This window comes from Mesorhizobium sp. 113-3-3 (assembly GCF_016756495.1).
GTDB lineage: Bacteria > Pseudomonadota > Alphaproteobacteria > Rhizobiales > Rhizobiaceae > Mesorhizobium.
This window is the reverse complement of the sequence record NZ_AP023243.1, coordinates 4,006,072-4,030,198: the sequence shown is the minus strand read 5'-3', so window position 1 is coordinate 4,030,198 and position 24,127 is coordinate 4,006,072. Positions and strand designations below refer to the sequence as shown.

Genomic DNA, 24,127 nt, shown 5'->3' with positions numbered 1-24,127 from the left:
AACCGTGGCGGAATTATTTCGAACTCATAACGAATGTCAAACGAAATATCACAGACCCGTGAGATGGCCGTAAAAACGCCCTACCCAAGCGACGTCTCGATCAACTGAACCTCTGCCTCCTGGCAGATCTTGCGTACCGACGGAATATCGCAGCGGTCCGTGATGAAGGTGTTGACCTGCGACAGGTGGCCGATGCGCACCGGCGCCGTGCGCTCGAACTTGGTCTGGTCGGAGACCAAAATCACATGCCTTGCATTGGCAATGATCGCTTGCGCCACTTTCACCTCGCGAAAATCGAAGTCGAGCAAGGCCCCGTCATGGTCGATGGCCGAGGCGCCAATAACGGCGTAGTCGACCTTGAACTGCCTGATGAAGTCGACCGCCGCTTCACCGACGACGCCACCATCCGAACCGCGAACCACGCCGCCGGCGATCACCACCTCTATCGAAGGATATATGCGCATCCTATTGGCAACATTGATATTATTAGTGATCACCATCAGGCCGTTATGGTCGAGCAACGCCTTGCTGACCGCTTCCGTCGTGGTGCCGATGTTGATGAACAGCGAGGCGTTGTCGGGGATCAGCCTGGCCGCCGCGCGGCCGATCGCTTCCTTCTCGTCCGCGGCGATCTTGCGCCTCGCCTCGTACTCCATGTTCTCGATGCCGGACGGGAACAGGGCGCCGCCATGGATGCGCGAAAGCAGGCGCTGGTCGCAGAGATCGTTGAGATCCTTGCGTATGGTCTGGGGCGTCACGTTGAAATGCGTGGCCAGATCGTCGACCAGCACGCGGCCATGGTCCTTGGCCATCTGGATGATCTCGGCATGACGCGGCGACAGATACATTGCAAGCTCCCGTTTTCGTTTTTCTTGTCTATAGCCGAAAACGAAAGCAATGAAAAGGCATAAGCCGGCTAAAGGAAATCAGCTGATTGCAAAGGCAAACTCCGGCGCAATCTAGATTGCGCTCTTTCGGACGATGCCGCGCGCGATCCCGGTGATGACGGCAAACGCCGCATCGACATCGCCGGCGGTCGCTTCGAACTGGCCGACCTGGAACCTTATCGCCACCTGCCCGTCGACTCTGGTTTGCGTCAGGTAGATGCGGCCATCGTCGTTGATCGCATTGACCAGCCGCAGATTGTGCGCGTCCGCATCGGTGCTTAAGGCTGTCTTGTGCCGGAACGAAAACAGCGACAGCATGGGTTCGCTGACGATCTCGAAATCCGGCTCCCTTGCCAGCCGCTCGGCAAGGCCCTCGCTCCAGGCGACATGGTTGCGGATCATCGCCCGCAGGTTTTCCAGCCCATGAGCCCGCAACAGGAACCACAGCTTTAGGGCGCGAAAACGCCGGCCGAGCGGCACCGACCATTCCGAATAATTGATGATGCCGTCATGACCATGGGTTTTCAGATAGTCCGGCTTGATGGCCAGCGTCCGGACATGGCTTTCGGGATCGCGCAGGAACTGGATCGAGCAGTCGAACTGTGCGCCAAGCCATTTGTGCGGATTGAAGACGATCGAATCGGCGCCTTCGACACCGGCCCAGAAATGCCTGTATTCCGGGCAGATCATCGCCGATCCGGCCCAGGCCGCATCAACATGAAGGTAGAGCCCATGCCGCCTGGCGACCGCGGCGACCGCCGCGATGTCGTCCGTGCCGCCCGTGCTGGTGCCGCCGACGCAAGCGATGATGCCCGCGGGCAGAAATCCGGCTTGCCGGTCGGCCACGATGGCTTCTTCCAGGGCGGCGGTGTCCATGGCGCGAAAACGGCCCGAGACCGGGATGCGCACCAGATTGTCCTCGCCGATGCCCGAGACCCAGATCGCCCGGTCGATTGATGTGTGCACCTGATCCGAGGAATAGATGCGTAACTGCCCCTGCCCTGCCAGCCCCTTTTTGTTGCCTTGCCAGTCCAGCGCCCGCTCGCGCATCGTCAGCACGGCATTGAGCGTCGCCGACGAGGCCGAATCCTGGATAACGCCGGAAAATCCCTCGGGCAGGCCAAGCGCCTGCCGCATCCAGTCGACGGTGCGCGTTTCGAGTTCGGTCGCCGCCGGCGACGTCTGCCAAAGCATGCATTGCGCGGCCATTGCGGAGACGAGATACTCCGCCACCACCGAGACTGGCGCCGCATTGGCAGGGAAATAGGCGAAGAAGCGTGGATGCTGCCAATGCGTCATTCCCGGCACGATCTTCTCCTCGAAGTCGGCGAAAATCCTGTCCATCGGTTCGGCGTCTTCGGGCGGCGAGGCTTCTATGCTCCTGAAAATGTCGCCGGGCTCGACCAACGGCCGCACCGGCCGTTCGCGCAGATTCTCGCGATAGTCGACGCCCCAGTCGGCGGCACGCCGCGACCACTGCCGGAATTCATCATTGTTCATCCTGTCCTCCCGACACGACCGCGATGCCGGCACGCTTCGCCCGGCTCTCAAATTCGACTATTAATTAACATGTGAAATATACGCAAGCACTGGCGATAACCGCTCGCGCGCCCTACCCTGGGAAATCGGGCAGACTGGCAAAGGCGGTCTTCAGCGCGTTGGACCAGCCGTCGGAGATCGTGCGATAATATTGATCGTCCTGGCCGATCCGCTTCTTCAAGCCAACCTTGAAAGAATCCTTCTCCAGGAACAGCAGATCGAGCGGCAGGCCGACCGACAGGTTCGACTTGAGCGTCGAATCGAACGACACCAGCAAAAGCTTCACCGTCTCGGCCAGGCTCATCGTGCGCTCATAAGCGCGGATGATAATCGGCTTGCCGTACTTGGTCTCGCCGATCTGGAAGAACGGCGTGTCGTCGGTCGATTCGATGAAATTGCCCTCGGGATAGATCATGAACAGCCGCGGCGGGCTGCCCTTGATCTGCCCGCCCAGGATGAAGGAGGCATTGAAGTAGGAATCTGCCTTCTCGCCGGCGGGAGATGATTGCGCGATCACCTCTTTCACCGTGTCGCCCACCAGCCGCACCGTCTGGTACATGGATGGTGTTTCGAGCAGTTTCTCGTGGCGGTCGGTCACTGCCTTGGTGCGCTCGTCGAGCAGGCTGACCACGGCCTGTGTCGTCGCCAGATTGCCGGCCGACATCAAGACGATGACACGCTCGCCCGGCTGTTCCCAGACATGCATTTTCTTGAAGGTCGAGATCGAATCCATGCCGGCATTGGTGCGCGTGTCCGACATGAACACGAGCCCGCGATCGATCTTCAGGCCGACGCAATAGGTCATGGAATCTCTTCTGGCACTAATCCTTGCGGGATTACTGCTCTACCGTGACCGTGACCGCAAGCCGTTCTTCCGCCTGTCCCAGTCGAATTCCCGACACCGGCGAGGCGTCGCGGTAGTCGCGGCCGGTGGCCACCTTCACATAACGCTCGTCGGGTGAAATACCGTTGGCAGCGTCGAAGGCAACCCAACCGAGGCCCGGAACATGCGCTTCAGCCCAGGCGTGGCTTGCCGCCTGCTCGACAGCATCCATCATCAGGTAGCCGCTGACGTAGCGCGACGGAAATCCCATGGCGCGCGCGGCGGCGGCAAAGATATGGCTATGGTCCTGGCAAACCCCGGTTTTCAGCGCCAGCGCCTCTTCGGCGGGCGTCGTCGCGTTAGTGGTGCCCGGCGTATAGGCGACACGCTCGCCGATCATGGCCATCAGCCGGTGCAGCCTTTCGATATCGGTGCCCGGGCCAACCGCTTCGGCAAGAGCACGGATACCGCCGCCGGTGGCGGTCAACGGTGTCTCCTGCGCGAACAACCACAGCGGCGCAAAACCCTGATGTGGCCCGCAGACACCCGTTGTGTCGCGCGTCACCACCTCGCCGGACGCCTCGACCGTGATGAAATCGTGGTCGCCCTCGACGCTCAGCAGTCTTGTGTCGTTGCCGTAATGGTCGGTAAACCGCACTTCCTCGCGCGCGCCTTCGACCTTCAGCACCCAGGACAGCACCGTCTGAGTCTGCCCGCTCACCGGAAGCAGCCGCAACCGCTGGAGCAGATATTGCACCGGAGCATCGTAGCGGTATTCGGTCCGGTGCGTGATCTTGAGCCGCATGGCTATCTTCCGTTTGTGTGCATGATCTTACCCAAAAACCGGTTGCCACTTTTTGGGATCATGCTCAATAAAACCGGTAATCCTGTGCGATCTCGTCGCCGAGCCGGGTGTTGTCGCGAATGAACCCGGCGAGGAACTCGTGCAGGCCGGCATCGAATATATCCTTGATCGACCCTGCCCTCAGCATCGCTTGCGTTTTTTCCGCCGTCGCGTGGCACGCGTGGCGCTCGCCGTAATCGTCACCGAGGAATTTCAGGTGTTCGGACAGGAAGCGATAGCAGAAGGTCAATGAACGCGGCATGCGCACATTGAGGATCAGGTAATCGGCGATGTTGGTCGGCTTGTAGTCCGCGTCATAGACCCAGCGGTAGGAGCGATGCGCCGAGACCGACCGCAGGATCGATTCCCACTGATAGTTGTCGAGCGTCGAGCCGACCCAGGAGATCGACGGCAACAGCACGTAATACTTCACGTCGAGGATCCGCGCCGTGTTGTCGGCGCGCTCGACATAGGTGCCGAGCTGCGAGAAGTCGAAAATCTCGTTGCGCAGCATGGTGCCGTAAAACGAGCCGCGGATCAGCGCCGTCTCGCGCTTGATGGCGTCGAGCACGCTTGGCAGGTCGCGCTCATCGATCGGCTTCGCAAGCATCCGTTTCAGCGCCATCCAGGCTTCGTTGATGCTTTCCCAGGTCTCGCGCGTCAGCGCGGTGCGCACCATGCGGGCATTGTTGCGGGCCGTCTCGATCGACGACATCGTGCTTGACGGGTTCGACGTGTCGCGCAAAAGGAAATCGGCGACATCGGCCGCCGTATAATCCGAATACTTCTGCTTGAAGGCGATGTCGGAGCCAGCGCTGAGCAGCACCGAATTCCATTCCTCCGACGCGCTTTGCGTGCGGGTCAGCGCCATGCGCAGCCCGGCATCGACCAGCCGCGCCATGTTTTCCGCCCGCTCGATATAGCGGTTCATCCAGTAGAGCCCGTTGGCGGTGCGGCCTAAAAGCATCCAAAAACCTTCACATGAAAATCAATCATCCAGCACCCAAGTATCCTTGGTGCCGCCGCCTTGCGAGGAATTGACCACCAGCGAGCCTTCCTTCAGCGCAACGCGCGTCAGGCCACCGGGCACGATCTGGATGCGGTCGGAGACCAGCACATATGGCCTGAGATCGACATGGCGCGGCGCCAGGCCCTTGTCGGTCAGGATCGGGCAGGTCGACAACGCCAGTGTCGGCTGCGCGATATAGTTCGAAGGCTTCGCCGCCAGCTTCTTGGCGAACTCCTGGCATTCCTTCTTGGTCGCCGCCGGGCCGACCAGCATGCCGTAGCCGCCGGAGCCGTGCACTTCCTTGATCACCAGTTCATGGATGTGCTCGAGCACATATTTCAGGCTGTCCGGCTCCGAACAGCGCCAGGTCGGGATGTTGCCGAGGATCGCCTTGCGGCCGGTATAGAATTCGACGATCTCGGGCATGTAGGAATAGATCGCCTTGTCGTCGGCGATGCCGGTTCCCGGCGCATTGGCGATGGTGATGTTGCCGGCCCGGTAGACATCCATGATGCCGGGTATGCCAAGCGCCGAATCCGGCCGGAAGGTCAACGGGTCGAGGAAGGAATCGTCGACGCGGCGGTAGAGCACGTCGATCTGCTTGTAGCCTTCGGTCGTGCGCATCGCCACATGGCCGTCGACGACGCGCAGATCCTGGCCCTCGACCAGTTGCACGCCCATCTGGTCGGCAAGGAAGGCGTGTTCGAAATAGGCGGAATTGAAACTGCCGGGCGTCAGCACCGCGATGGTCGGCGCGCCCTTGGTGCTCTGCGGCCGCACCGCCGCCAGCGACTGGCGCAGCAGCTGCGGGTAGTTCTCCACCGGCCGCACCTTGATCTTCTGGAACAGTTCGGGGAACAGCTGCATCATCGTCTCGCGGTTCTCCAGCATGTAGGAGACACCGGACGGGGTGCGCGCATTGTCCTCCAGAACGTAGAACTCGTCCTCGCTGATCCGCACGATATCGACGCCGATAATATGGGTGTAGACGCCGGCCGGCGGCCGCACCCCGATCATCTCCGGCAGGAACGCCTCGTTCTTGGCGATCAGGTCCCTGGGAACCCGGCCCGCGCGCAGAATCTCCTGGCGGTGATAGATATCGTCGAGGAAGGCGTTCAGCGCCTGCACACGCTGCTCGATGCCTTGCGTCAGGCGCCGCCACTCATTGCCTGAAATGATGCGCGGGACGATATCGAACGGGATCAGCCGTTCGGACGCCTCCTGCTCGCCATAGACGGCGAAGGTGATGCCGGTCTTGCGGAAGACGCGTTCGGCGTCCTGCATCTTCTCGGTAAGTCTGGCTGGATCCTGCTCCTTCAGCCAGTGATCATAAGCCGAATACGGTCTTCTCAATCCGGAGACTTCCGGAAGCATTTCATCGAACGCTGCCAATCGCATACTCCCCTGTGACGCCATTTCACTGGCGTCGCCGGAGAAAATCAAGCGCAATCGGTGATTTGGGGGATCCGGGCGATCAGTATGTTGCAGCTGCCTAAAATTGAGGCAGCCGAAATATGACCTTGATCAGGCTTTGCCTCGTGCCCGGGCAGATGCCTTCCCACCTAGAAGGCGCGGAAGGTGACGACCGTGAACGTGTCCTTGATGCCGGGGAGAATCTGCACCTTCTCGTTGACGAAATGGCCGACGTCTTCCTCGTCATCGACATAGAATTTGGCGAGCAGGTCGTAATTGCCGGCAGTCGAATAGATCTCCGAGGCGATCTCGGCATCGGCAAGCGCGCTGGCAACCTCATAGGATTTGCCCAGTTCGCATTTGATCTGCACGAAAAACGCCTTCATGGCTTCGTCCCGCTATACGTCCAAGTCCAAGCGGCCCTTCTGGCAGACTGGAGGCGGCCTTTCAAGCACTGGAATCCGCGCTTAGCCGGCGACGGACCGGACGACGGTCTCACGCGGCTCCTTACCGGCATGTCACAATGAGACGAATATTCACGGCCGCTGAAACCGTGAAGCGCCGTCGCGCGTATGTTAGGATGTGTCCTGGAACAGCTTTCCGGAGGCATCTTTCGAGGGACAATGGAGACAGGCCATGCGCCGCGCCTTTTTCGCATTCGCATTCGTCATGCTGGCGTCCTCGGCATTTGCCGGCGATGCCGAGGTCAAGGCTGGCCAGGCTGTCATCGACGGCCAGTTGAAGGCGCTGCTGGCCGATGACGGCGCCAAGGCCTACAGCTTCGCCGCCCCGAACGTGAAACAGGTGTTTCCGACCGTCGACGCCTTCATGAACATGGTGACCAATGGCTACCCGCCGGTGCGCAAGCCGCAGTCCTATGCCTTCGGCAAGGTCGAGCAGACAGGCCCGGGCTCGATCATCCAGCAGGTTCTGATCGTCGGCCCCGACGGCAAGGACTACGAGGCGGTCTATACGCTGCAGCAGCAACCCGACGGCACGTTCCAGATCACCGGCTGCAGCCTGCGCGCATCGAATTCGCTGAGCACCTGAGGTTTAAAGGACGGGAATATCGCCCCTCGCCCAGCCTTCTGTAATCTCGGCGCCGCGCGCGTCGAAAGTTTGCGTCTCGATAGCGGCGCGGATGTCCTGCATCAGCTTCTGGTAGTAGGAAAGATTGTTCCAAGTCAGCAGCATGGCGCCAAGCGCCTCCTGCGAGCGCACCAGATGGTGCAGATAGGCGCGCGAATAATCCCGCGCCGCCGGGCAATCGCTTTCCTCGTCGAGCGGACGCGGATCGTCGGCATGACGGGCATTGCGCAGATTGACCTTGCCGCGCCTGGTGTAGGCCAAGCCGTGCCGGCCAGCCCGCGTCGGCATCACGCAGTCGAACATATCGATGCCGCGTGCCACCGATTTCAGGATATCGTCCGGTGTGCCGACGCCCATGAGATAGCGCGGCTTGTCCGCGGGCAGTTCCGGACAGGTGATGTCGAGCATTTCGAGCATCACCGCCTGCGGCTCGCCGACGGCCAGCCCGCCGACCGCATAGCCCTTCAGGCCCATCGCGCTCAGCGCCTGCGCCGAACGCACCCTGAGCGCTGCGTTGTCGCCGCCCTGCACGATGCCGAACATCGCCTTGCCCGGCTGGTCGCCGAACGCCGTCTTGCAGCGCTCGGCCCAGCGCAGCGACAGTTCCATGGCACGTTCGATCTCCTTCAACTCGGCCGGCAGCGCCGTGCATTCGTCGAGCTGCATCTGGATGTCGGAATCGAGCAGGCCCTGGATCTCGATCGAGCGCTCCGGCGACATTTCGTAAGGCGCGCCATCAATATGCGAGCGGAAGGTGACGCCCTTTTCCGTCAATTTCCTGAGCTTCGACAGCGACATCACCTGAAAACCGCCGCTGTCGGTCAGGATCGGATGCGGCCAGCGCGCGAATTCGTGCAATCCGCCAAGCCGCGCCACGCGCTCCGCGCCGGGCCGCAGCATCAGGTGATAGGTGTTGCCCAGGATTATGTCGGCGCCGACGCCGCGCACCTGGTCCATGTACATCGCCTTGACGGTGCCGCCGGTGCCGACCGGCATGAAGGCGGGCGTACGGATCTCGCCGCGCGGCATGTCGATGACACCGCGCCGCGCCTTGCCGTCGGTGGCGAGGACCTTGAAGCTGAACGGCTTAGCCATTGAATTCCTTGTCATGGATCGGCGCGTCAGGCGCTTGCCTCTCGAGCGACTGGCGGTACTGGATGCAGCCGCGCATGAATTTCGGCCAGGGCGGCACGGCGATCGACGGCTCGGTCTTTTCCGGCAACAGATCCCACAGATCGGGGTGATGCCAGCAGAGATCATGGCCCGACGTGTCGCGATGCGCGCGAATGCCGGCGCGCAGTTTCTTCACCTCGGCGATCAGGGCGTCACGATCAAGGGTTTGCAGGTCATCATCCATCGCTCGTCTCCGCTCGGTAAAGCAGGCTTGCGTCTCCATAGGAATAGAACCGGTAGCGGTTCGCAATGGCATGCGCATAGGCCGCGCGCATCGTGTCGAGGCCGCTGAAGGCGGAGACCAGCATGAACAGCGTCGAACGCGGCAGATGGAAATTGGTCATCAGCATGTCGGCGGTGCGAAAGCGGTAGCCAGGCGTGATGAAGATATCGGTCGGCCCGGACCACGCAGGCACCGTGCCGTCTTCACGCGCTGCACTCTCCAGCAGCCGCAGCGAGGTCGTGCCGACGGCGATGATGCGCCCGCCCCTCGCCTTGGCCGCGTTCAGAGCGTCGGCCGTTTCCCGGCTGACCGAACCGATCTCGGCATGCATCTTGTGGTCGGCAGTGTCGTCCGCCTTGACCGGCAGGAACGTGCCGGCACCGACATGCAAGGTGACGAAGCGGCGCTCGACCCCCTTGGCGTCGAGCCTCGCAAACAGCTCCGGCGTGAAATGCAGGCCGGCAGTGGGCGCGGCAACCGCCCCGTCCTCCCTTGCATAGATGGTCTGGTAGTCGGCCCGGTCGCGCTCGTCATCGTCGCGCTTCGAGGCGATGTAAGGGGGCAGCGGAATGTGGCCGACCGTGTGCAGCGCCTCGTCGAGGAAAGGCCCCGACAGGTCGAAGCCAAGCAGCGCCTCGCCGCCCTCGCCTTTTTCGATCACCGTGGCGTCGAGCTGGCCGAGGAAACAGGAATTGCCGTCATGGCCGAAATGGATGCGGTCGCCGGCGGCAATGCGCTTGCCCGGCCGCATGAAGGCCAGCCAGCGGTCCGGCGCGACGCGCATATGCAGCGTGGCCTCGACTTGCGCCTGTGCTTCGCCGCGCCGCCTTATGCCCTTGAGCTGCGCCGGAATGACCTTGGTGTCGTTGAACACCAGCACGTCGCCGGCCCTAAGCAGGGATGGCAGGTCGCCGACCGCGCGGTCGTCAAGCGCCTCGCCCGGCTTGACCACCAGCATTTTGGCGCTGTCGCGCGGCTCCGCGGGGCGAAGCGCGATGCGCTCCTCCGGCAGGTCGAAGTCGAAGAGATCGACGCGCATCAGTAGAGCCGGATAAGCAGCGCCCCGGCCAAGAGCAGCACCGCGCCAGCGACGCGGCCGAGCGAGATTTCACGCACAGCGACGCCAAGGAAGCCGACGCGGTCGATGAGCATGCCGGCCAGCAACTGGCCGGCCACCAGGAACGCCATCAGCGCGGCGGCGCCGATGCGCGGCGTGAGGATGGTGGAGAGCGTGACGTAGAAGCCGCCGAGCATGCCACCGGCAACGAACAGCCAGGGCGCCGGCGCCTTCCAGTCGAGCGAAATGCCTTGCAGCTTCACCACCGTGACGGAGATGATGCCGAGCACGACGGCGCCCGACAGGAACGAAAACGCGGCCGCCGCGACCGGGAGACCCAGGCCGCGCGCCAGCTGCGAATTGATCGGGGCCTGAATGGCAATGAAGGCGCCGGACAGGATGCCGAGAAGCGACCAGACGACGCCCATCATTGTCTTTTTGCCTTACTTGACGTCGGCCGCGACCTTCAGCGACACGATCTTGTCGGGATCGACCACCGGCTCGCCGCGCTTGATCTTGTCGACATTGTCCATGCCTTCGATGACCTGGCCCCAGACCGTGTACTGGCGGTTGAGGAAGGCGGCATCGTCGAAGCAGATGAAGAACTGCGAATTGGCCGAATTCGGGTTCTGTGAACGGGCCATCGAGCAGGTGCCGCGACCATGGTTGGCGTTGGAGAATTCAGCCTTCAGGTCGGGCTTGTCCGAGCCGCCCATGCCGGCACGCGATGGCGCAAAGGTCGACTTGCTCGAATTGCCGAACTTGACGTCGCCGGTCTGCGCCATGAAGCCTTCGATGACGCGGTGGAAAACCACGCCGTCATAGGCGCCTTCCCTGGCCAGTTCCTTGATGCGGGCGACATGGCCGGGGGCCAGGTCGGGGAAAAGTTCGATGACGACCTTGCCCTTGGTCGTTTCCATGATGAGCGCGTTCTCGCGGTCCTTGATGTCGGCCATGTCAGATATCCTTTTGAGAAAACAATATTACTTGTCGGCGGCGATGCGCACTTTGATCATCCGGTCGGGGTCGGAGACCGTACCGTTGTCCGCCTCGTCACCCTTCTTGATGTGGTCCACCAGCTCCATGCCGCTGACGACATTGCCGACGATGGTGTACTGGCCGTCGAGCGGCGGCGCCGGCGCGAACATGATGAAGAACTGCGAATTGGCGGAGTTCGGGTCCTGCGAGCGGGCCATGCCGACCACGCCACGCTTGTAGTGCTCGGTCTGCGAGAATTCGGCCGGCAGGTCGGGCAGGTCCGAACCGCCGGTGCCGACGGCCTGGGAGTTGAAGCCCTTCTTCATGTTGCCGAACTTGACGTCGCCGGTCTGCGCCATGAAGCCGTCGATGACGCGGTGGAAAGCGACATTGTCATAGGCATGGTCACGCACGAGCTTCTTGATCTGCGCGACATGCTTGGGCGCCAGATCGGGTCGCAGCGCGATGGTGACGTCGCCGTCCTTCAGAGTGATGATCATGGTGTTTTCGGGATCGGCGGCATAGGCCGAGACCGAGGCGGTCACAAGGCCGGCAAGCACGACAAGGAACGAGGCGAGCCTTTTGAGCTGCATGAGGATTTTCTCCGGGCTTATTTCGCGAATTTTGCGTTGAGTGCGCCAGCGACAGCCGCCGGCACGAAGGGGCGTATGTCGCCGCCCATCGAGGCTATCTGGCGCACAAGTGTGGCGGTAATGGTGCGCACCGACGGGCTGGCGGGCAGAAAAACCGTCTGCAGCTCGGGCGCCATGGTTTCGTTCATGCCGGCCATCTGCATCTCGTAGTCGAGATCGGTGCCGTCGCGCAGGCCGCGGATCATGATCGAAGCACCCTGCTTCCTGGCGGCATCGATCACCAGTCCGTCGAAGGCGACGACCTTAATGCGCGCGCCATCGCGGCCGAATTCGGCCTTCGTGGCGGCTTCGATGAGTTGCACCCGCTCCTCGAAGGAAAACAATGGCTTCTTGCCCGGATGAATGCCGATCGCGGCATAGACGATGTCGGCCACGGCCAGCGACGCCTTCAGCACATCGAGATGGCCGTTGGTCAGCGGGTCGAAGGAGCCAGCGTAAAGGGCGGTGCGTTCAGTCATGGCAGGTGCTTCTAGCGAGCCTCTCTCGCAAAGGCAAATCCGATCGGCGCGAAGCCTATGAACGTTTTCCGGCACATGAACGACAGATGAACACGCTGATCACCAAGCCTTCACGCAGCGTTCACTAGGTTGCACCTTAATAAGATGAAACCAAAATCCCATCTATCCGTTGTAAGGCGCAGGAGAACACGCACATGCTGATCTACATGCTCGCCACCGCAATGACAGTCGCCATGCTGATCGCCACCGTATTCGGGCTGCATCAGGAGGCACAACGCATCCGCGTCAAGGCAAACACCAAGCGCTTCGAAGGCTTCGGCCCCCGCAAGCCGTATCGTCACTACTAATTCAGTCCAGACTTGCTGCCGCGCCGGCCAAGGGGCCGGCGTTGCTATGTCTGGACCTATTCAGCGCTGCCCGGGCCAGCATCAGTCTCTGGAGAAGACTCAGCGCCGCTCTCGATGGTCTCTTCGCTTTCCTCGTCCGATTGCGGCTCGGAAATCCGCTCGACCGAAACCACCTTCTCACCTTCAGCCGTATTGAAGATGGTCACGCCCTTGGTGGCGCGGCTGGCGAAACGGATGCCGTTGACCGGCACCCGGATGACGGTGCCGCCATCCGAAACCAGCATGATCTGGTCGTCATTGCCGACCGGGAAGGTCGCCACCAGCCGGCCGATCTCTGCCGTCTTCGACACGTCGGTGGCTCGGATGCCCTTGCCGCCGCGCCCGGTCAGGCGGAAATCATAGGACGACGAACGCTTGCCGTAGCCATATTCGGTGACCGTCAGCACATACTGCTCATGCGCCTTGAGGAACTCGTAGCGCTCGTCGGAAAGCTCCGTCTCCTCGCCGACCTCTTCGTTGGTCAGCGCGATTTCTTCCTCTTCGCCGGCGGCAATACCGGCGGCAGCCCGCCGTTCGGCCGCGGCCCGCTTGAGATAGGCGGCGCGTTCGGCCGGCGGCGCATCGACATTCTCGATCACCGACATGGAGATGATGCGGTCGGTCTCGGCCATGGTGATGCCGCGCACGCCGACGGAATTGCGGCTCTGGAAGACGCGCACGTCGCCGACCGAGAAGCGGATGCACTGGCCGGAGCTGGCGGTCAAAAGCACGTCGTCATTGTCGGTGCAGGTCTCGACGCCGAGAATCTCGTCGCCTTCCTCCTCCAGCTTCATGGCGATCTTGCCGTTGCGGTTGACCTGGACGAAGTCGGACAGCTTGTTGCGGCGCACGGTGCCGCGCGTGGTGGCGAACATCACGTCGAGCTCGCCCCAGCTGGTCTCGTCCTCGGGCAGCGGCATGATCGTGGTGATGCGCTCGCCCTGCTCGAGCGGCAGCATGTTGATCAGCGCCTTGCCGCGTGACTGCGGATTGCCGATCGGCAGCCGCCAGACCTTTTCCTTGTAGACGATGCCGCGCGAGGAGAAGAACAGCACCGGCGTGTGCGTGTTGGCCACGAACAACCGGGTGACGAAATCCTCTTCCTTGGTCGACATGCCGGAGCGGCCCTTGCCGCCACGGCGCTGCGCCCGGTAGAGCGACAGCGGCACGCGCTTGATGTAGCCGGAATGGCTCACCGTCACGACCATGTCCTCGCGCTGGATCAGGTCCTCGTCTTCCATGTCCGCGCCACCATCGGTCAGCTCGGTGCGGCGTGGCGTGCCGAACTCGTCGCGCACGGCGGCAAGCTCATCCTTGACGATCTGCTGGACGCGCGCGCGGGAAGACAGGATGTCGAGGTAGTCCTTGATCTCGTCGCCGATCGTGTTCAACTCGTCGGCGATCTCGTCGCGGCCGAGCGCGGTCAGGCGCTGCAGGCGCAGTTCGAGGATGGCGCGCGCCTGTTCCTCGGAAAGATTGTAGGTGCCGTCCTCATTGATGCGATGGCGCGGATCGTCGATCAACAGGATCAGCGATTCGACGTCGCCTGCCGGCCAGCGCCGCTCCATCAACTGCTCGCGCGCCGTCTGCGGATCGGGCGCGGTGCGGATCAGCTTGATGACCTCGTCGATATTGGCGACGGCAATCGCCAGACCCACCAACACGTGCGCGCGGTCGCGCGCCTTGCGCAGCAGGAATTTCGTCCGCCTGGTGATGACCTCTTCGCGGAAGGACACGAACGCCTTCAGCATGTCGGTCAGCGTCAGCAGTTCCGGCTTGCCGCCATTCAGCGCCACCATGTTGGCGCCAAAGGAGGTCTGCAGCGGCGTGAAGCGGTAGAGCTGGTTGAGGATGACGTCGGCGACGGCGTCGCGCTTCAGCTCGATGACGACGCGATAGCCCTGCCGGTCGCTTTCGTCGCGGATGTCGGAAATGCCCTCGATGCGCTTGTCGCGCACCAGTTCGGCCATCTTCTCGATCATCGAGGCCTTGTTCACCTGGTAGGGAACCTCGGTGATGATGATCGATTCACGGTCGTTGCCGCGCTGTTCGATGTTGACCTTGCCGCGCATGACGATCGAGCCACGGCCGGTCGAATAGGCGCTGTAGATGCCGGAGCGGCCAAGCACGATGCCGCCGGTCGGGAAATCGGGGCCTGGAATGATCTCCATCAGCGCCGGCAGGTCGATCGCCGGATTGTCGATGACGGCGATGGCACCGTTGCAGACTTCGCCCAGATTGTGCGGCGGGATGTTGGTGGCCATGCCGACGGCGATGCCGCCGGAACCATTGACCAGCAGATTGGGAAAGCGCGCCGGCAGAACCTTCGGCTCGGTGTCCGAGGCATCATAAGTATCCTGGAAATCGACCGTGTCCTTGTCGATGTCCTCCAGAAGCTCATGCGCAACCTTGGTCAGCCGCGATTCGGTGTAGCGCATCGCCGCCGGCGGATCGCCGTCGATCGAGCCGAAATTGCCTTGCCCGTCGATCAGCGGCACGCGCAGCGACCAGTCCTGCGCCATGCGCACCAAGGCGTCATAGATCGAGGCGTCGCCATGCGGATGGTATTTACCCATCACGTCGGCGACCGGGCGGGCCGACTTCACATATTTGCGGTTCCAGTGGTAGCCGCTCTCATGCGCGGCATAGAGAATGCGGCGATGCACGGGCTTGAGACCATCGCGCACATCGGGCAGCGCACGGCTGACGATAACGCTCATGGCATAAGAGAGATACGAGCTCTGCATCTCCTCGATGATGGAGATCGGCTCGATGCCGGTGGGGCCGCCGTCGGCGCCGCGCGGTGTCTTTTGGTCGGTCAAATCGGATCACAATCTAATCAGGAATCACTGACCGTATATATAGGAAGCAAGGCCGAAACTCCAATGTTCGCGGCACTTTTCCAGTGTCATTTTTGGTGGTAATTTCAAAAGGATACCGCACATTGCGACGATATGGCCACAACGCTTTTCGCCGCCACAAGGCAAAAGCCGGCAATGGACCAACTTTCCCAAGCGAAAGCGACGAGCGCCATGAGTTGGCGCAGGTGGTTGCCTTTGCAGGCGCTTGGCGGCTGGCAATTCCGGGATCTCAATGGTGACCTGATCGCCGGCCTGACATTGGCCGCGATCGCCATTCCCGAGCAGATGGCGACGGCGCGGCTCGGCGGCTTTGCTCCCGAGATCGGGTTTTTCGCTTTTGTCGCCGGTTCGGTGGCATTCGCCCTGTTCGGCGCCAATCGTCACCTCTCGGCCGGCGCGGATTCGACCATCACGCCGCTGTTTGCCGGCAGCCTGGCGCTGCTCGCCACATCCGGCTCGCCGCACTATTTGGCACTGGCAGCCATGCTGGCACTGATGGTCGGGCTGATCGTGGCGCTCAGCGGCATCTTTCGCCTCGGCTGGATCGCCGACCTCCTGTCGGTGCCGGTCACGACAGGGTTTTTGGCCGGCATCGCCGTCCACATCATCGTCTCGCAAATGCCCGGACTGCTCGGCCTGCCAGCCCAGAGCGGCGAAACCTTGCGTCGTGTCGGCGAGATCGCCGGCAGTCTCCATCTCACCAATCCCTGGAGCCTTGGGCTCGGCCTTGGCGTGTTCGCGATCGTGCTCGGCGCCGAACACATCAGCGCCCGCATCCCCGGCGCCTTGATCGGCATGGTGCTCGCCACGCTTGCGGTCATCGTCTTCGGCCTCAAGGATCGTGGCGTCGATCTGCTCGGCGCCTTGCCCAATGGCCTGCCCCGGCCGGGTCTGCCGCTTGCCAGCCTTGACGATGTGCAGGCGCTGGTTCCATTGGCGCTGCTGATCGCCATCGTCGTCATGGTGCAGACGGCGGCGACCTCGCGTTCCTTCGTACCGCAGCGGGGCGCCCCTGACGTCAACCGCGATTTCATCGGCGTCGGCGCCGGCAGCATCGCGTCGGGCCTGTTCGGCGCCTTTGCGGTCAATGCCAGCCCGCCGCGCACGGCCATCATCTCCCAGTCGGGCGGCCGCTCGCAATTGTCCGGCCTCATTGCCGCGGCCATCGTGCTGGCGCTCGGAGCCTTCGGTGGCGGCCTGCTCGCCAACGTTCCGCAGGCCGCCCTTGCCGGTGTCCTGATGTTCGTTGGCCAGCACATATTGCGCTGGAAGGTGTTCGCCAGCGTCTACCGGCAGGCTCCGGTCGAATTCGTGCTGATCCTGGTCACCATGGCCGCCATCGTCGTGCTGCCGATCGCAACCGGCGTGGCGGTGGGCATCGGCCTGTCGCTGCTGCATGGCATCTGGAGTGCGACACGCACGGAGCCGATCGAACTCGAACAGGTGCCGGGCACGTCCGTCTGGTGGCCGCCAGGCAAACCCAGTTCCGGCGAACAAATCCCAGGCGTGCTGGTCGCGGCTTTCCAGGCGCCGCTGTCCTTCGTCAACGCCGACCGCTTCAAGCGCGGCCTTTGCGGTCTCATCGATGCCAGGGACGAAACCGTGAAGCTGGTCGTGCTGGAGGCCAGCAACATCGTCGAAATCGACTACACCGCCGCGCAGGCGCTGATCGACACCATCCTGCATTGCCGCAAGGCGGGCGCGGTCTTTGCCATAGCGCGGCTGGAATCGCTGCGCGCCCAGGCGGCGCTGAAGCGGTTCGGCATCGCTGAAATGGTCGGCACGCAGCGCATATTCCACAGCGTCGACGCGGCGATCAAGTCACTGGGTCCGGGGAAACAGCTGCAGCAAGAACAGGATGGAGTGCCATGATTGACCCCCGAGTGCCCATTGTCACGCCGGTTCCCGTCGAGGAATTGAGGCCGACGCAGATAACGGTCGGCATGCGGGAAGTTGCGTTGAAGCGCCAGATGATCCGGGAACAGGACGCCAAGAAGAAGACCGGCGCTTTTCTCGGTAAACACATGGTGCCGGTCGTATTGGGGCCTAAAAATCGCAACTACGTCACCGATCATCATCACCTCGCTCGCGCTTTGCTCGAGGAAGGCGTCAAGGACGTGCTTGTGACCGTGATCAGCGACCTGTCCGCGCTCGACAAGGACGCCTTTCTTTTCGTGCTCGACAACAGAGGCTGGATGCATCCGTTCGACGAGAACGGCCGGCGCCGCGACTATTCGGCAATTCCGAAGACAATCGGCGAGCTGATCGATGATCCTTACAGGAGCATGGCCGGCGAACTGCGCCGGCAAGGCGGCTTCGCCAAGGACACCACGCCGTTCAGCGAATTCATCTGGGCGGATTTTCTGCGTCGGCGCATCGATCGCAATGCGATTGCGAAGAACTTCGACAAGGCGATGAAAGAGGCCCTCAGCCTAGCCAAGGGCAAGGACGCGGACTATCTGCCGGGCTGGTGCGGCCCGACGACGGACTGAGCCTGCCTCCGGCGAGGCGCGCCCATGTCGATGCTGCTTGACCGGCGGGCGCGATAATCGCCCGGCGTCTCGCCCATGACGCGCCGGAACCGGCGGTTGAACGTCGACAGATCGTTGAAGCCCGCGTCGAAGGCGATCGCCGAGATCGCATCGTCCGACAGGCGCAGCCGCACCGCTGCCCGGTGCAGCCTCGTCCTCAGCAGGAACTGGTAAGGCGTCATGCCGGCGACCTGCCGGAAGATACGCAGGAAATGATAGGGGCTGGTCGCCGTCTCGTCCGCCAGCGCCGACAGCGAAACGGGGCTGTCGGCATCCAGTTCGATCCGCTGCACGGCTTCCGCCACCCGTTTCTGATCACGCCGGCTCGGCGCGTGCATGACAGGCGCGGTGCCGGAGGCTGCGGTCACGGCCGCGCCCGCAATGCGCAGGGAAAGTTCCTCGAAGGCATCAGTGTCAGCTGTTTCTCGCGCCGCTTCCGCTTCGGCCAGCAGCGACGCCAGGGCCGCCAAGGGCGGCAGGCGCGGCGTCTCGAAGGGGAGTGTTCGGGCGCCCGGCACGCCGGCGACGATCCGCTCCATGTAGGCCGGTTTGAAATGAAACGAGAGACAGCGGTCGCCGCTGCCATGCTCGTGGCCGCATTCATAGCATGTGCCGGAATTGCCGAGCAGCAGCGCACCCGGCGCCAGCATCGCCGTGCCCTGCCGCGTGCGGTAGCGGAAGGTGCCGCTGGTCACCGCCGCGATGCAGAAATCCCGATGCGCCTCCTCGAACGGCCGGTCGCCGGTGCCGGCCGTGCAGATCACATCCGCCACGTGCCAGCCGGGTCCGGATGCCAGAGTGCGCGTCGTCGCTGTCATGATCGAAATATAGCAATTTTTCCCAAGCCCAGAACCCCGCCGGCGCCTACTCCTCGCGGTCTCCTGACAGAAAGAGACCGCAGCCATGTTCGACCCTTTTGCCGAAGCCCTGCACAGTCCCGGACCGATCGACGGGCTTGCCGAAAAACTGAATCTTTACGGCCGCTTCGTCGGCGCCTGGACGTTCGACGCCTCACGCCGCCTCGAGGACGGCACCGTGCTCACCGGGCGTGGCGAGGTGCATTTCGGCTGGGTGCTGGAAGGCCGCGCCATCCAGGACGTCTGGATCCTGCCCGCGCGCGACGCCGGCCCCTCGCCGTCTCTTGGCAAATGGACGTTCTACGGCACGACGCTGCGCGTCTATGATCCCGGCGCGGACGCCTGGCACATTTTCTGGAGCGACCCGCGCAACCAGTATTTCAGCCGCCAGCTCGGCCGCGCGGAACACGACACGATCGTGCAGGTCGGCGCCGACGGCACCGGTTCGTCGGTGCGCTGGAGCTTTTCGCGGATCACCGAAGATTCCTTCCGCTGGCTCGGCGAGCGCTCGCACGACGGCGCGGCCTGGCACCTCGAAGTCGAGTTCCTGGCGCGCCGTCAATCTGCAAGATGACATCACAACCCTCTGTAACAACGGAGAAAACCATGTTCGATCATGTTTCGGTCGGCGTCCGCGACGCCAACGCCTCGAGGCGCTTCTACGACGCGGCGCTGGCGCCGCTCGGCTATTCCTGCCTCAGCCAATCGCCGGGTTCGCTCGGCTATGGCGCGCAGAGCGTGGCGCTGTGGGTCAACGAAGCGGCGCGGCCGGTTCCGGCGGACGAAAAATCCGGGCTGCACTTCTGCTTTGCCGCCCCGACACGGGATAGCGTCGATGCATTTCATGCCGCCGCCTTGCGGCAAGGCGGCGGCGACAATGGCGCGCCTGGCCTGCGCGCCGACTACAGCGAGAACTATTACGCCGCCTTCGTCATCGACCCGGACGGCTATCGCCTCGAGGCCTATTGCGGTGCTGCCGGCTAACCCTGTCGAGGGCGTAGTTTCGCACCCAAGACAGTTCCCACCGACCGGGCTTTGCTCTACCAATGCGGGGCGGGCTCGGCCCGGCGGGAGGGTCAGCGATGCCGAGTTTCGACAGCCTGTTCAATGCCTTCGTCACCATTCTCGTGACCATCGACCCGCCCGGCCTGGCGCCGCTGTTCCTCGCCGTGACACGCGGCATGAACCGCGAGGAGCGTCAGCAGGTGTCGGTGCGCGCCTCGGTCATCGGCTTCCTGGTGATGGCGCTGTTCGCGGTGGCCGGCGCCTCGATCCTGTCGGTGTTCGGCATCACCCTGCCGGCCTTCCGCGTCGCCGGCGGTTTCCTGCTGTTCTTCATCGCCTTCGAAATGGTGTTCGAGCGGCGGCAGGACCGCAAGGAGAAGATCGGCGACGTCGCCATCACCAAGGACATGATCCACAACATCGCCGCCTTCCCGCTGGCGATCCCGCTGATCGCCGGTCCCGGCGCGATTTCGGCGACAGTGCTGCTTTCCGGCTCGTTTCAGGGCTTTGCCGCGCAGGCCGCGCTCGTCGGCATCATCTTCGTCTGCCTCGCCATCACCTATCTGGTGTTCGTGCTGTCGGAACGCATCGACCGCATCCTCGGCCAGACCGGGCGCTCCATCCTGACCCGCCTGCTCGGCGTCATCCTGGCCGCACTGGCCGTGCAATTCGTGGCCGACGGCATCAAGGCACTGATGGCCGGGTGAACGGCAGTCCCGACTGCCCTACTGCCCTACTGCCCTACTTGGCCGTCGTGTCGATGACTTCAAAATCATGCGTGATCGTGGCCGTCTTGGCCATCATGGCGGAGGCCGAGCAGTATTTTTCGATCGACAGATTAATCGCGCGTTGAACCTTGTCCGTCGACAACGCCCTGCCCTTGACGATGAAATGCATATGGATGCGGGTAAACACCTTTGGGTCGGTTTCGGCCCGGTCGGCATCGAGCTCGACCACGCAGTCCTCGACCGCCTCGCGACCTTTTTCCAGGATATGCACGACATCGTAGGCCGAACAGCCGCCGGTGCCGATCAGCACCAGTTCCATCGGGCTCGGGCCCGGCGTCTTGCCTTCGGGGCCCGCTGCCGTTCCCAGCACCAGTTTGTGGCCGCTGCCGGACTCGCCCACGAAGGTGCGCTCTTCGACCCATTTTATCCGTGCCTTCACCGCTTTGTCCTTTCAGTCCCTGATCCCAAATCAACAACGCAAAACCCCGAAAGTCCATGCAGGACCCTCGGGGCATATCGATCACGCAACGTCAGTCATCTTGGCGACGTCAGCCGTTTGATATTGCTTTTCGATCAGAACGGGATCTCGTCGTCCAGCTCGCGCGACGAACCGCCGCCACCGCCGCCCCTGGGAGCGCCGCCGCCGCGGTTGAAGCTCTCGTTCGGGCTGGACTGGCCGAAATCGGAACCGCGGCTGCTGCCGCCTCCGGAATAGCCGCCGACCTGGCCGCCTTCACCCGGGGCGCGCGCGTCGAGCATCTGCAGCTCGCCGCGGAATCTCTGCAGCACGACTTCCGTCGTATACTTGTCCGCGCCGGTCTGGTCCTGCCATTTGCGCGTCTGCAGCTGGCCCTCGACATAGACCTTCATGCCCTTCTTCAGATACTGCTCGGCCACCTTGGCGATGCCCTCATTGAAGATGACGACATTGTGCCACTCGGTCTTTTCCTTGCGCTCGCCGGAATTCTTGTCGCGCCAGCTTTCCGACGTGGCGATACGGATGTTGACGACCGGCTCGCCCGAGTTCAGGCGGCGGATTTCAGGGTCCGCGCCGAGATTGCCGACCAGAATGACCTTATTGACGCTACCCGCCATGATTTTTCTCCGCGCTCATCCGAAACAAATTTTTGTCGCAGCACCTTACAGGCTGCGCACGCCAGCCGCCTGCTAAGGCTGGCTTTTCCCACAAGGTTTTTGTTCCCTTTTCGTTCCTATATGCACCGCTGCTGATTGTCAAGGAATGGCAGCAATGCCCGAACCCTTCATATGGGCCTCAAAACAGCGCTTGCCAAATCGATAAGTATCGACTTATGCTTTTGCCATGATCGAAGCAGAGATTTTCCGCGCCCTGGCCGACCCGACGCGACGCGCCGTCTTCGAGCGTCTCGCCGCGGCCGAGATGAGCGTGTCGGAATTGCGCAGCTGCCTGACGGTATCGCAGCCGGCGGTATCCCAGCATCTGGCGGTGCTGCGTGGCGCCGGCCTCGTGGTCGAGCGGCGGGCTGGCCGCAACGCCTACTATCGTGCCGATCCGCAGGGGCTCGCCCCCCTGCTCTCCTGGATCGAACGCTACCGGACCTTCTGGCCGGAGCGCATCGAAAGGCTGAAGACGGTTTTGAAGGATATGGACCAGTGAAGGATTTGGGATCGATGAACGCCAAGACCCAAGATGAAGTTGCCCCGGATGCGCTGGAGTTCGAATACGACCTTGCCGAGCCGCCGGAAAAGGTGTGGCGGGCGCTGACCGTGCCGGAACTGCTCGCCGCCTGGATGATGCCGAACGACATCAGGGCGCAGACCGGCAGCAATTTTACCTTTGCCGGGCCGGACGCCGCGATCGAATGCGAAATCCTCGACGCCGAGCCCGAGCGCCTGCTGCGCTACTCCTGGCGGGAGCAGCCAAGCGACGCCGCGCGCCAGGATCCGCTCGACAGCGTCGTCACCTTCACACTCGTCCGCACCGTTTCCGGCGGCACGCATCTGCGCATCGTCCATGACGGTTTTGCCGGGAAGGCTATCCCTGCTGTTGCCATGGCGGGCGGCGGCTGCCGGCTTTGGCTCGGATCGCGCGGGGCCGGAAAGCTCATCGCCGCGAACACACCGCTGCTGCTCGCAGCCTGAACACGGAAATCGGAGACGAAAAATGAGCGGTCTTGCCAGTCTGGTGCCGATGGTGATCGAGCAATCGAGCCGCGGCGAACGCGCCTTTGACATTTTCTCGCGGCTGCTGCGCGAGCGCATCATCTTCATCAATGGCGAGATCAATGATGACGTCTCGGCGCTGGTCTGTGCGCAGCTCCTGTCGCTGGAGTCGGACAATCCCGACAAGGAGATCTCGCTCTACGTCAACTCACCCGGTGGCGTGGTGACCAGCGGCTTCGCCATCTACGACACGATGCAGTATGTCAGCTGCCCGGTATCGACCGTGTGCATGGGGTTTGCCGCCTCGATGGGCTCCTTCCTGCTGATGGCGGGCACGCCGGGGCGCCGCATCGCGCTGCCGAACGCCACCGTCCTGCTGCATCAGCCGCTGGGCGGCTTCCAGGGCCAAGCCTCCGACATCCAGCGCCATGCCGAACGGATCGGCAAGACCAAACGGCGCATGGCCGAACTCTATGCCCAGCATTGCGGCCGCAGCTACGAGGAGGTCGAACGCACGCTCGACCGCGACCATTTCATGACCGCCCCCGAGGCCCAGGCCTGGGGCATCGTCGACCACGTCTTCGACACCCGCAAAAAGGCGGCGTGAAGCCAGGACCAGGTCGGATTCTCGGCGGTTGTCGAAGATTTGACGATGCCGGTCTGGCCGCATCGGCGGCACGTCACTATAGTCTTGGGATGATCGACACTTATTCGCCCAGGACGTCGCATCGCGTCATCGCCGCCGCAGCGCTCGCTTTCGCCAGCCTTATGAGCAGTTTGGCACTCGCCGACGACAGTTCGGGGCAGGCACAGAAAGGCGCCCTGCCCGGCGTGAGCGGTGACTATCGCATCGCTAAGCCCGCTCCTCAGCCGGAACCTGACGACGCATTCCCCAGCAACGGCAACGGCACGTTCAAGATCGGCGATACCGATGTCAGGATTTCCGGCAGCATCACCGTCGATATGGCTACGGGCGGGATCAAGCCGCCGAGATAGCCAGCGCCATTGCCGGCCAGGCTTCGCCGCAAAAGAACAGCCCCGCCGTGCCCTAGGGCAAACGGACGGGGCTTTTCTGGATCTAAAATCCATATTTTGCCGGGAGTGTACTGCCGGCGTTTGATTTCGGATGCCACGCGGCGTCAGCCGACGATCCGACTAGCAGTCTCTGATTGTTGGGGGATACGGCAAGTCACGGTTTGTCGGGTGGCGCAAACGCTAAACCCTGGCACTTATGCCTGCCGCGGCTCCAACGAGGCGTGGAGCCCTTGGGGACTATCCGGTGGCGTCATGCTCCGCTCCTGTGTCCGTTGCGACATTGTCGTCGCGAAGCGCAAATCGCAAAAACCTGCGGCGTCTCGCAGGCCGCCTTTGGGCGGCGAGGCCATCGAAAGACGGCCGGCTTCGCTGACTTCTGGAGACTGCTCCCATGAGCCGGCCGCGTCAACCATCAATAGCCGGTTACCGAAAAACG

At 62.8% G+C, this 24,127-nt stretch carries 29 protein-coding genes; 11 read left to right on the top strand and 18 right to left on the bottom strand.

What is annotated here, in order from left to right:
• Window positions 1-80: 80 nt before the first annotated feature.
• From JG746_RS19550 to JG746_RS19520, 7 genes are all read right to left on the bottom strand, one after another.
• Window positions 81-848 (bottom strand): DeoR/GlpR family DNA-binding transcription regulator, encoded by a 768-nt coding sequence (locus tag JG746_RS19550; protein WP_010909603.1) that lies wholly within the window; start codon window positions 846-848, stop codon window positions 81-83.
• Window positions 849-959: 111 nt separating this feature from the next.
• A complete protein-coding gene (locus JG746_RS19545; protein WP_202354288.1) occupies window positions 960-2,387 on the bottom strand; it encodes a pyridoxal phosphate-dependent decarboxylase family protein in 1,428 nt (475 codons plus the stop codon).
• A 112-nt stretch (window positions 2,388-2,499) separates the two neighbouring features.
• Window positions 2,500-3,231 (bottom strand): peptidase, encoded by a 732-nt coding sequence (locus JG746_RS19540; protein ID WP_202354287.1) that lies wholly within the window; start codon window positions 3,229-3,231, stop codon window positions 2,500-2,502.
• 31 nt (window positions 3,232-3,262) lie between these two features.
• Entirely contained in the window at window positions 3,263-4,054 is a 792-nt protein-coding gene (locus tag JG746_RS19535; protein WP_202354286.1) for a transglutaminase family protein, read from the bottom strand.
• A 64-nt stretch (window positions 4,055-4,118) separates the two neighbouring features.
• Window positions 4,119-5,060 (bottom strand): alpha-E domain-containing protein, encoded by a 942-nt coding sequence (locus JG746_RS19530; protein WP_202354285.1) that lies wholly within the window; start codon window positions 5,058-5,060, stop codon window positions 4,119-4,121.
• Window positions 5,061-5,081: 21 nt separating this feature from the next.
• The gene (locus JG746_RS19525) at window positions 5,082-6,494 is read right to left on the bottom strand and encodes a circularly permuted type 2 ATP-grasp protein (protein WP_202354284.1); all 1,413 of its coding nucleotides are present in this window, start codon (window positions 6,492-6,494) and stop codon (window positions 5,082-5,084) included.
• A 170-nt stretch (window positions 6,495-6,664) separates the two neighbouring features.
• On the bottom strand, window positions 6,665-6,901 hold the full coding sequence (locus tag JG746_RS19520) for an Lrp/AsnC family transcriptional regulator (RefSeq protein WP_010909609.1): 237 nt from the start codon (window positions 6,899-6,901) through the stop codon (window positions 6,665-6,667).
• A gap of 250 nt (window positions 6,902-7,151) precedes the next feature.
• Here JG746_RS19520 and JG746_RS19515 point away from each other — a divergent pair, with 250 nt between their 5' ends.
• On the top strand, window positions 7,152-7,565 hold the full coding sequence (locus JG746_RS19515) for a DUF4864 domain-containing protein (RefSeq protein ID WP_202354283.1): 414 nt from the start codon (window positions 7,152-7,154) through the stop codon (window positions 7,563-7,565).
• 3 nt (window positions 7,566-7,568) lie between these two features.
• Here JG746_RS19515 and tgt read toward each other — a convergent pair whose 3' ends face one another.
• From tgt to coaD, 7 genes are all read right to left on the bottom strand, one after another.
• Window positions 7,569-8,699, bottom strand: a complete 1,131-nt coding sequence (gene tgt, locus JG746_RS19510) for a tRNA guanosine(34) transglycosylase Tgt (RefSeq protein WP_202354282.1) — start codon at window positions 8,697-8,699, stop codon at window positions 7,569-7,571.
• The gene (locus tag JG746_RS19505; protein WP_202354281.1) at window positions 8,692-8,961 is read right to left on the bottom strand and encodes a hypothetical protein; all 270 of its coding nucleotides are present in this window, start codon (window positions 8,959-8,961) and stop codon (window positions 8,692-8,694) included. Before JG746_RS19505 ends, tgt begins: the two co-directional genes overlap by 8 nt.
• A complete protein-coding gene (queA, locus tag JG746_RS19500) occupies window positions 8,954-10,039 on the bottom strand; it encodes a tRNA preQ1(34) S-adenosylmethionine ribosyltransferase-isomerase QueA (RefSeq protein WP_202354280.1) in 1,086 nt (361 codons plus the stop codon). Before queA ends, JG746_RS19505 begins: the two co-directional genes overlap by 8 nt.
• Entirely contained in the window at window positions 10,039-10,488 is a 450-nt protein-coding gene (locus JG746_RS19495; protein ID WP_202354279.1) for a DMT family transporter, read from the bottom strand. The genes queA and JG746_RS19495 overlap by 1 nt, the downstream gene beginning before the upstream one ends.
• Window positions 10,489-10,500: 12 nt before the next feature.
• Window positions 10,501-11,013 (bottom strand): peptidylprolyl isomerase, encoded by a 513-nt coding sequence (locus JG746_RS19490; RefSeq protein ID WP_202354278.1) that lies wholly within the window; start codon window positions 11,011-11,013, stop codon window positions 10,501-10,503.
• A gap of 27 nt (window positions 11,014-11,040) precedes the next feature.
• Entirely contained in the window at window positions 11,041-11,535 is a 495-nt protein-coding gene (locus tag JG746_RS19485) for a peptidylprolyl isomerase (protein WP_010909616.1), read from the bottom strand.
• Window positions 11,536-11,645: 110 nt separating this feature from the next.
• Window positions 11,646-12,146 carry a pantetheine-phosphate adenylyltransferase gene (gene coaD, locus JG746_RS19480; protein ID WP_199644278.1) on the bottom strand — a complete coding sequence of 167 codons (501 nt, stop codon included), beginning with the start codon at window positions 12,144-12,146 and terminating at the stop codon, window positions 11,646-11,648.
• 194 nt (window positions 12,147-12,340) lie between these two features.
• On the opposite strand from coaD, the gene JG746_RS19475 reads away from it, so the two are divergent.
• Window positions 12,341-12,493 (top strand): hypothetical protein, encoded by a 153-nt coding sequence (locus JG746_RS19475; protein ID WP_081714296.1) that lies wholly within the window; start codon window positions 12,341-12,343, stop codon window positions 12,491-12,493.
• 56 nt (window positions 12,494-12,549) lie between these two features.
• Here the strand turns inward: JG746_RS19475 and gyrA are convergent, their stop codons facing one another.
• The gene (gene gyrA / locus JG746_RS19470; RefSeq protein ID WP_202354277.1) at window positions 12,550-15,354 is read right to left on the bottom strand and encodes a DNA gyrase subunit A; all 2,805 of its coding nucleotides are present in this window, start codon (window positions 15,352-15,354) and stop codon (window positions 12,550-12,552) included.
• A gap of 210 nt (window positions 15,355-15,564) precedes the next feature.
• On the opposite strand from gyrA, the gene JG746_RS19465 reads away from it, so the two are divergent.
• Complete coding sequence (locus JG746_RS19465; protein ID WP_202354276.1) at window positions 15,565-17,265, top strand: SulP family inorganic anion transporter; 1,701 nt, start codon at window positions 15,565-15,567, stop codon at window positions 17,263-17,265.
• On the top strand, window positions 17,262-17,885 hold the full coding sequence (locus tag JG746_RS19460; RefSeq protein ID WP_202354275.1) for a ParB-like protein: 624 nt from the start codon (window positions 17,262-17,264) through the stop codon (window positions 17,883-17,885). The genes JG746_RS19465 and JG746_RS19460 overlap by 4 nt, the downstream gene beginning before the upstream one ends.
• On the opposite strand, the gene JG746_RS19455 is transcribed toward JG746_RS19460, so the two are convergent.
• Window positions 17,849-18,742, bottom strand: coding sequence for a helix-turn-helix transcriptional regulator (locus tag JG746_RS19455; protein ID WP_202354274.1), 894 nt, complete (start codon window positions 18,740-18,742; stop codon window positions 17,849-17,851). The genes JG746_RS19460 and JG746_RS19455 overlap by 37 nt on opposite strands.
• 85 nt (window positions 18,743-18,827) lie before the next feature.
• Between JG746_RS19455 and JG746_RS19450 the strand changes: the two genes are divergently transcribed.
• The 3 genes from JG746_RS19450 (at window position 18,828) to JG746_RS19440 (ending at window position 20,493) form a co-directional block, all read left to right on the top strand.
• A complete protein-coding gene (locus tag JG746_RS19450; protein WP_202354273.1) occupies window positions 18,828-19,355 on the top strand; it encodes a hypothetical protein in 528 nt (175 codons plus the stop codon).
• A gap of 32 nt (window positions 19,356-19,387) precedes the next feature.
• Window positions 19,388-19,765, top strand: a complete 378-nt coding sequence (locus JG746_RS19445) for a VOC family protein (RefSeq protein ID WP_202354272.1) — start codon at window positions 19,388-19,390, stop codon at window positions 19,763-19,765.
• A gap of 98 nt (window positions 19,766-19,863) precedes the next feature.
• Window positions 19,864-20,493, top strand: coding sequence for a MarC family protein (locus JG746_RS19440; protein ID WP_010909625.1), 630 nt, complete (start codon window positions 19,864-19,866; stop codon window positions 20,491-20,493).
• Window positions 20,494-20,527: 34 nt separating this feature from the next.
• Here the strand turns inward: JG746_RS19440 and JG746_RS19435 are convergent, their stop codons facing one another.
• Window positions 20,528-20,953: an OsmC family protein gene (locus JG746_RS19435; RefSeq protein WP_202354271.1), complete on the bottom strand. Its 426-nt coding sequence runs from the start codon at window positions 20,951-20,953 to the stop codon at window positions 20,528-20,530.
• 134 nt (window positions 20,954-21,087) lie between these two features.
• Window positions 21,088-21,609, bottom strand: coding sequence for a single-stranded DNA-binding protein (locus JG746_RS19430; RefSeq protein WP_202354270.1), 522 nt, complete (start codon window positions 21,607-21,609; stop codon window positions 21,088-21,090).
• A gap of 226 nt (window positions 21,610-21,835) precedes the next feature.
• Between JG746_RS19430 and JG746_RS19425 the strand changes: the two genes are divergently transcribed.
• The 4 genes from JG746_RS19425 (at window position 21,836) to JG746_RS19410 (ending at window position 23,652) form a co-directional block, all read left to right on the top strand.
• Window positions 21,836-22,150 (top strand): ArsR/SmtB family transcription factor, encoded by a 315-nt coding sequence (locus JG746_RS19425; protein WP_202354269.1) that lies wholly within the window; start codon window positions 21,836-21,838, stop codon window positions 22,148-22,150.
• A 14-nt stretch (window positions 22,151-22,164) separates the two neighbouring features.
• On the top strand, window positions 22,165-22,635 hold the full coding sequence (locus JG746_RS19420; RefSeq protein WP_202354268.1) for an SRPBCC family protein: 471 nt from the start codon (window positions 22,165-22,167) through the stop codon (window positions 22,633-22,635).
• A 22-nt stretch (window positions 22,636-22,657) separates the two neighbouring features.
• Entirely contained in the window at window positions 22,658-23,263 is a 606-nt protein-coding gene (locus JG746_RS19415; protein ID WP_202354267.1) for an ATP-dependent Clp protease proteolytic subunit, read from the top strand.
• An 89-nt stretch (window positions 23,264-23,352) separates the two neighbouring features.
• Window positions 23,353-23,652: a hypothetical protein gene (locus tag JG746_RS19410; RefSeq protein ID WP_202354266.1), complete on the top strand. Its 300-nt coding sequence runs from the start codon at window positions 23,353-23,355 to the stop codon at window positions 23,650-23,652.
• Window positions 23,653-24,127: the final 475 nt, after the last annotated feature.

What these genes read in the sequence shown, in the direction of transcription:
- tgt (WP_202354282.1), bottom strand. Translation starts at nt 8,699, where the DNA reads ATGGCTAAGCCGTTCAGCTTCAAGGTCCTCGCCACCGACGGCAAGGCG.
- coaD (WP_199644278.1), bottom strand. Translation starts at nt 12,146, where the DNA reads ATGACTGAACGCACCGCCCTTTACGCTGGCTCCTTCGACCCGCTGACC.
- JG746_RS19495 (WP_202354279.1), bottom strand. Translation starts at nt 10,488, where the DNA reads ATGATGGGCGTCGTCTGGTCGCTTCTCGGCATCCTGTCCGGCGCCTTC.
- JG746_RS19420 (WP_202354268.1), top strand. Translation starts at nt 22,165, where the DNA reads ATGAACGCCAAGACCCAAGATGAAGTTGCCCCGGATGCGCTGGAGTTC.
- JG746_RS19450 (WP_202354273.1), top strand. Translation starts at nt 18,828, where the DNA reads ATGTTCGACCCTTTTGCCGAAGCCCTGCACAGTCCCGGACCGATCGAC.
- JG746_RS19545 (WP_202354288.1), bottom strand. Translation starts at nt 2,387, where the DNA reads ATGAACAATGATGAATTCCGGCAGTGGTCGCGGCGTGCCGCCGACTGG.
- queA (WP_202354280.1), bottom strand. Translation starts at nt 10,039, where the DNA reads ATGCGCGTCGATCTCTTCGACTTCGACCTGCCGGAGGAGCGCATCGCG.
- JG746_RS19410 (WP_202354266.1), top strand. Translation starts at nt 23,353, where the DNA reads ATGATCGACACTTATTCGCCCAGGACGTCGCATCGCGTCATCGCCGCC.
- JG746_RS19515 (WP_202354283.1), top strand. Translation starts at nt 7,152, where the DNA reads ATGCGCCGCGCCTTTTTCGCATTCGCATTCGTCATGCTGGCGTCCTCG.
- JG746_RS19445 (WP_202354272.1), top strand. Translation starts at nt 19,388, where the DNA reads ATGTTCGATCATGTTTCGGTCGGCGTCCGCGACGCCAACGCCTCGAGG.
- JG746_RS19475 (WP_081714296.1), top strand. Translation starts at nt 12,341, where the DNA reads ATGCTGATCTACATGCTCGCCACCGCAATGACAGTCGCCATGCTGATC.
- JG746_RS19505 (WP_202354281.1), bottom strand. Translation starts at nt 8,961, where the DNA reads ATGGATGATGACCTGCAAACCCTTGATCGTGACGCCCTGATCGCCGAG.
- JG746_RS19455 (WP_202354274.1), bottom strand. Translation starts at nt 18,742, where the DNA reads ATGACAGCGACGACGCGCACTCTGGCATCCGGACCCGGCTGGCACGTG.
- JG746_RS19425 (WP_202354269.1), top strand. Translation starts at nt 21,836, where the DNA reads ATGATCGAAGCAGAGATTTTCCGCGCCCTGGCCGACCCGACGCGACGC.
- JG746_RS19460 (WP_202354275.1), top strand. Translation starts at nt 17,262, where the DNA reads ATGATTGACCCCCGAGTGCCCATTGTCACGCCGGTTCCCGTCGAGGAA.
- JG746_RS19440 (WP_010909625.1), top strand. Translation starts at nt 19,864, where the DNA reads ATGCCGAGTTTCGACAGCCTGTTCAATGCCTTCGTCACCATTCTCGTG.
- JG746_RS19465 (WP_202354276.1), top strand. Translation starts at nt 15,565, where the DNA reads ATGAGTTGGCGCAGGTGGTTGCCTTTGCAGGCGCTTGGCGGCTGGCAA.
- JG746_RS19415 (WP_202354267.1), top strand. Translation starts at nt 22,658, where the DNA reads ATGAGCGGTCTTGCCAGTCTGGTGCCGATGGTGATCGAGCAATCGAGC.
- JG746_RS19490 (WP_202354278.1), bottom strand. Translation starts at nt 11,013, where the DNA reads ATGGCCGACATCAAGGACCGCGAGAACGCGCTCATCATGGAAACGACC.
- JG746_RS19530 (WP_202354285.1), bottom strand. Translation starts at nt 5,060, where the DNA reads ATGCTTTTAGGCCGCACCGCCAACGGGCTCTACTGGATGAACCGCTAT.
- JG746_RS19430 (WP_202354270.1), bottom strand. Translation starts at nt 21,609, where the DNA reads ATGGCGGGTAGCGTCAATAAGGTCATTCTGGTCGGCAATCTCGGCGCG.
- JG746_RS19520 (WP_010909609.1), bottom strand. Translation starts at nt 6,901, where the DNA reads ATGAAGGCGTTTTTCGTGCAGATCAAATGCGAACTGGGCAAATCCTAT.
- JG746_RS19550 (WP_010909603.1), bottom strand. Translation starts at nt 848, where the DNA reads ATGTATCTGTCGCCGCGTCATGCCGAGATCATCCAGATGGCCAAGGAC.
- JG746_RS19535 (WP_202354286.1), bottom strand. Translation starts at nt 4,054, where the DNA reads ATGCGGCTCAAGATCACGCACCGGACCGAATACCGCTACGATGCTCCG.
- JG746_RS19485 (WP_010909616.1), bottom strand. Translation starts at nt 11,535, where the DNA reads ATGATCATCACTCTGAAGGACGGCGACGTCACCATCGCGCTGCGACCC.
- JG746_RS19540 (WP_202354287.1), bottom strand. Translation starts at nt 3,231, where the DNA reads ATGACCTATTGCGTCGGCCTGAAGATCGATCGCGGGCTCGTGTTCATG.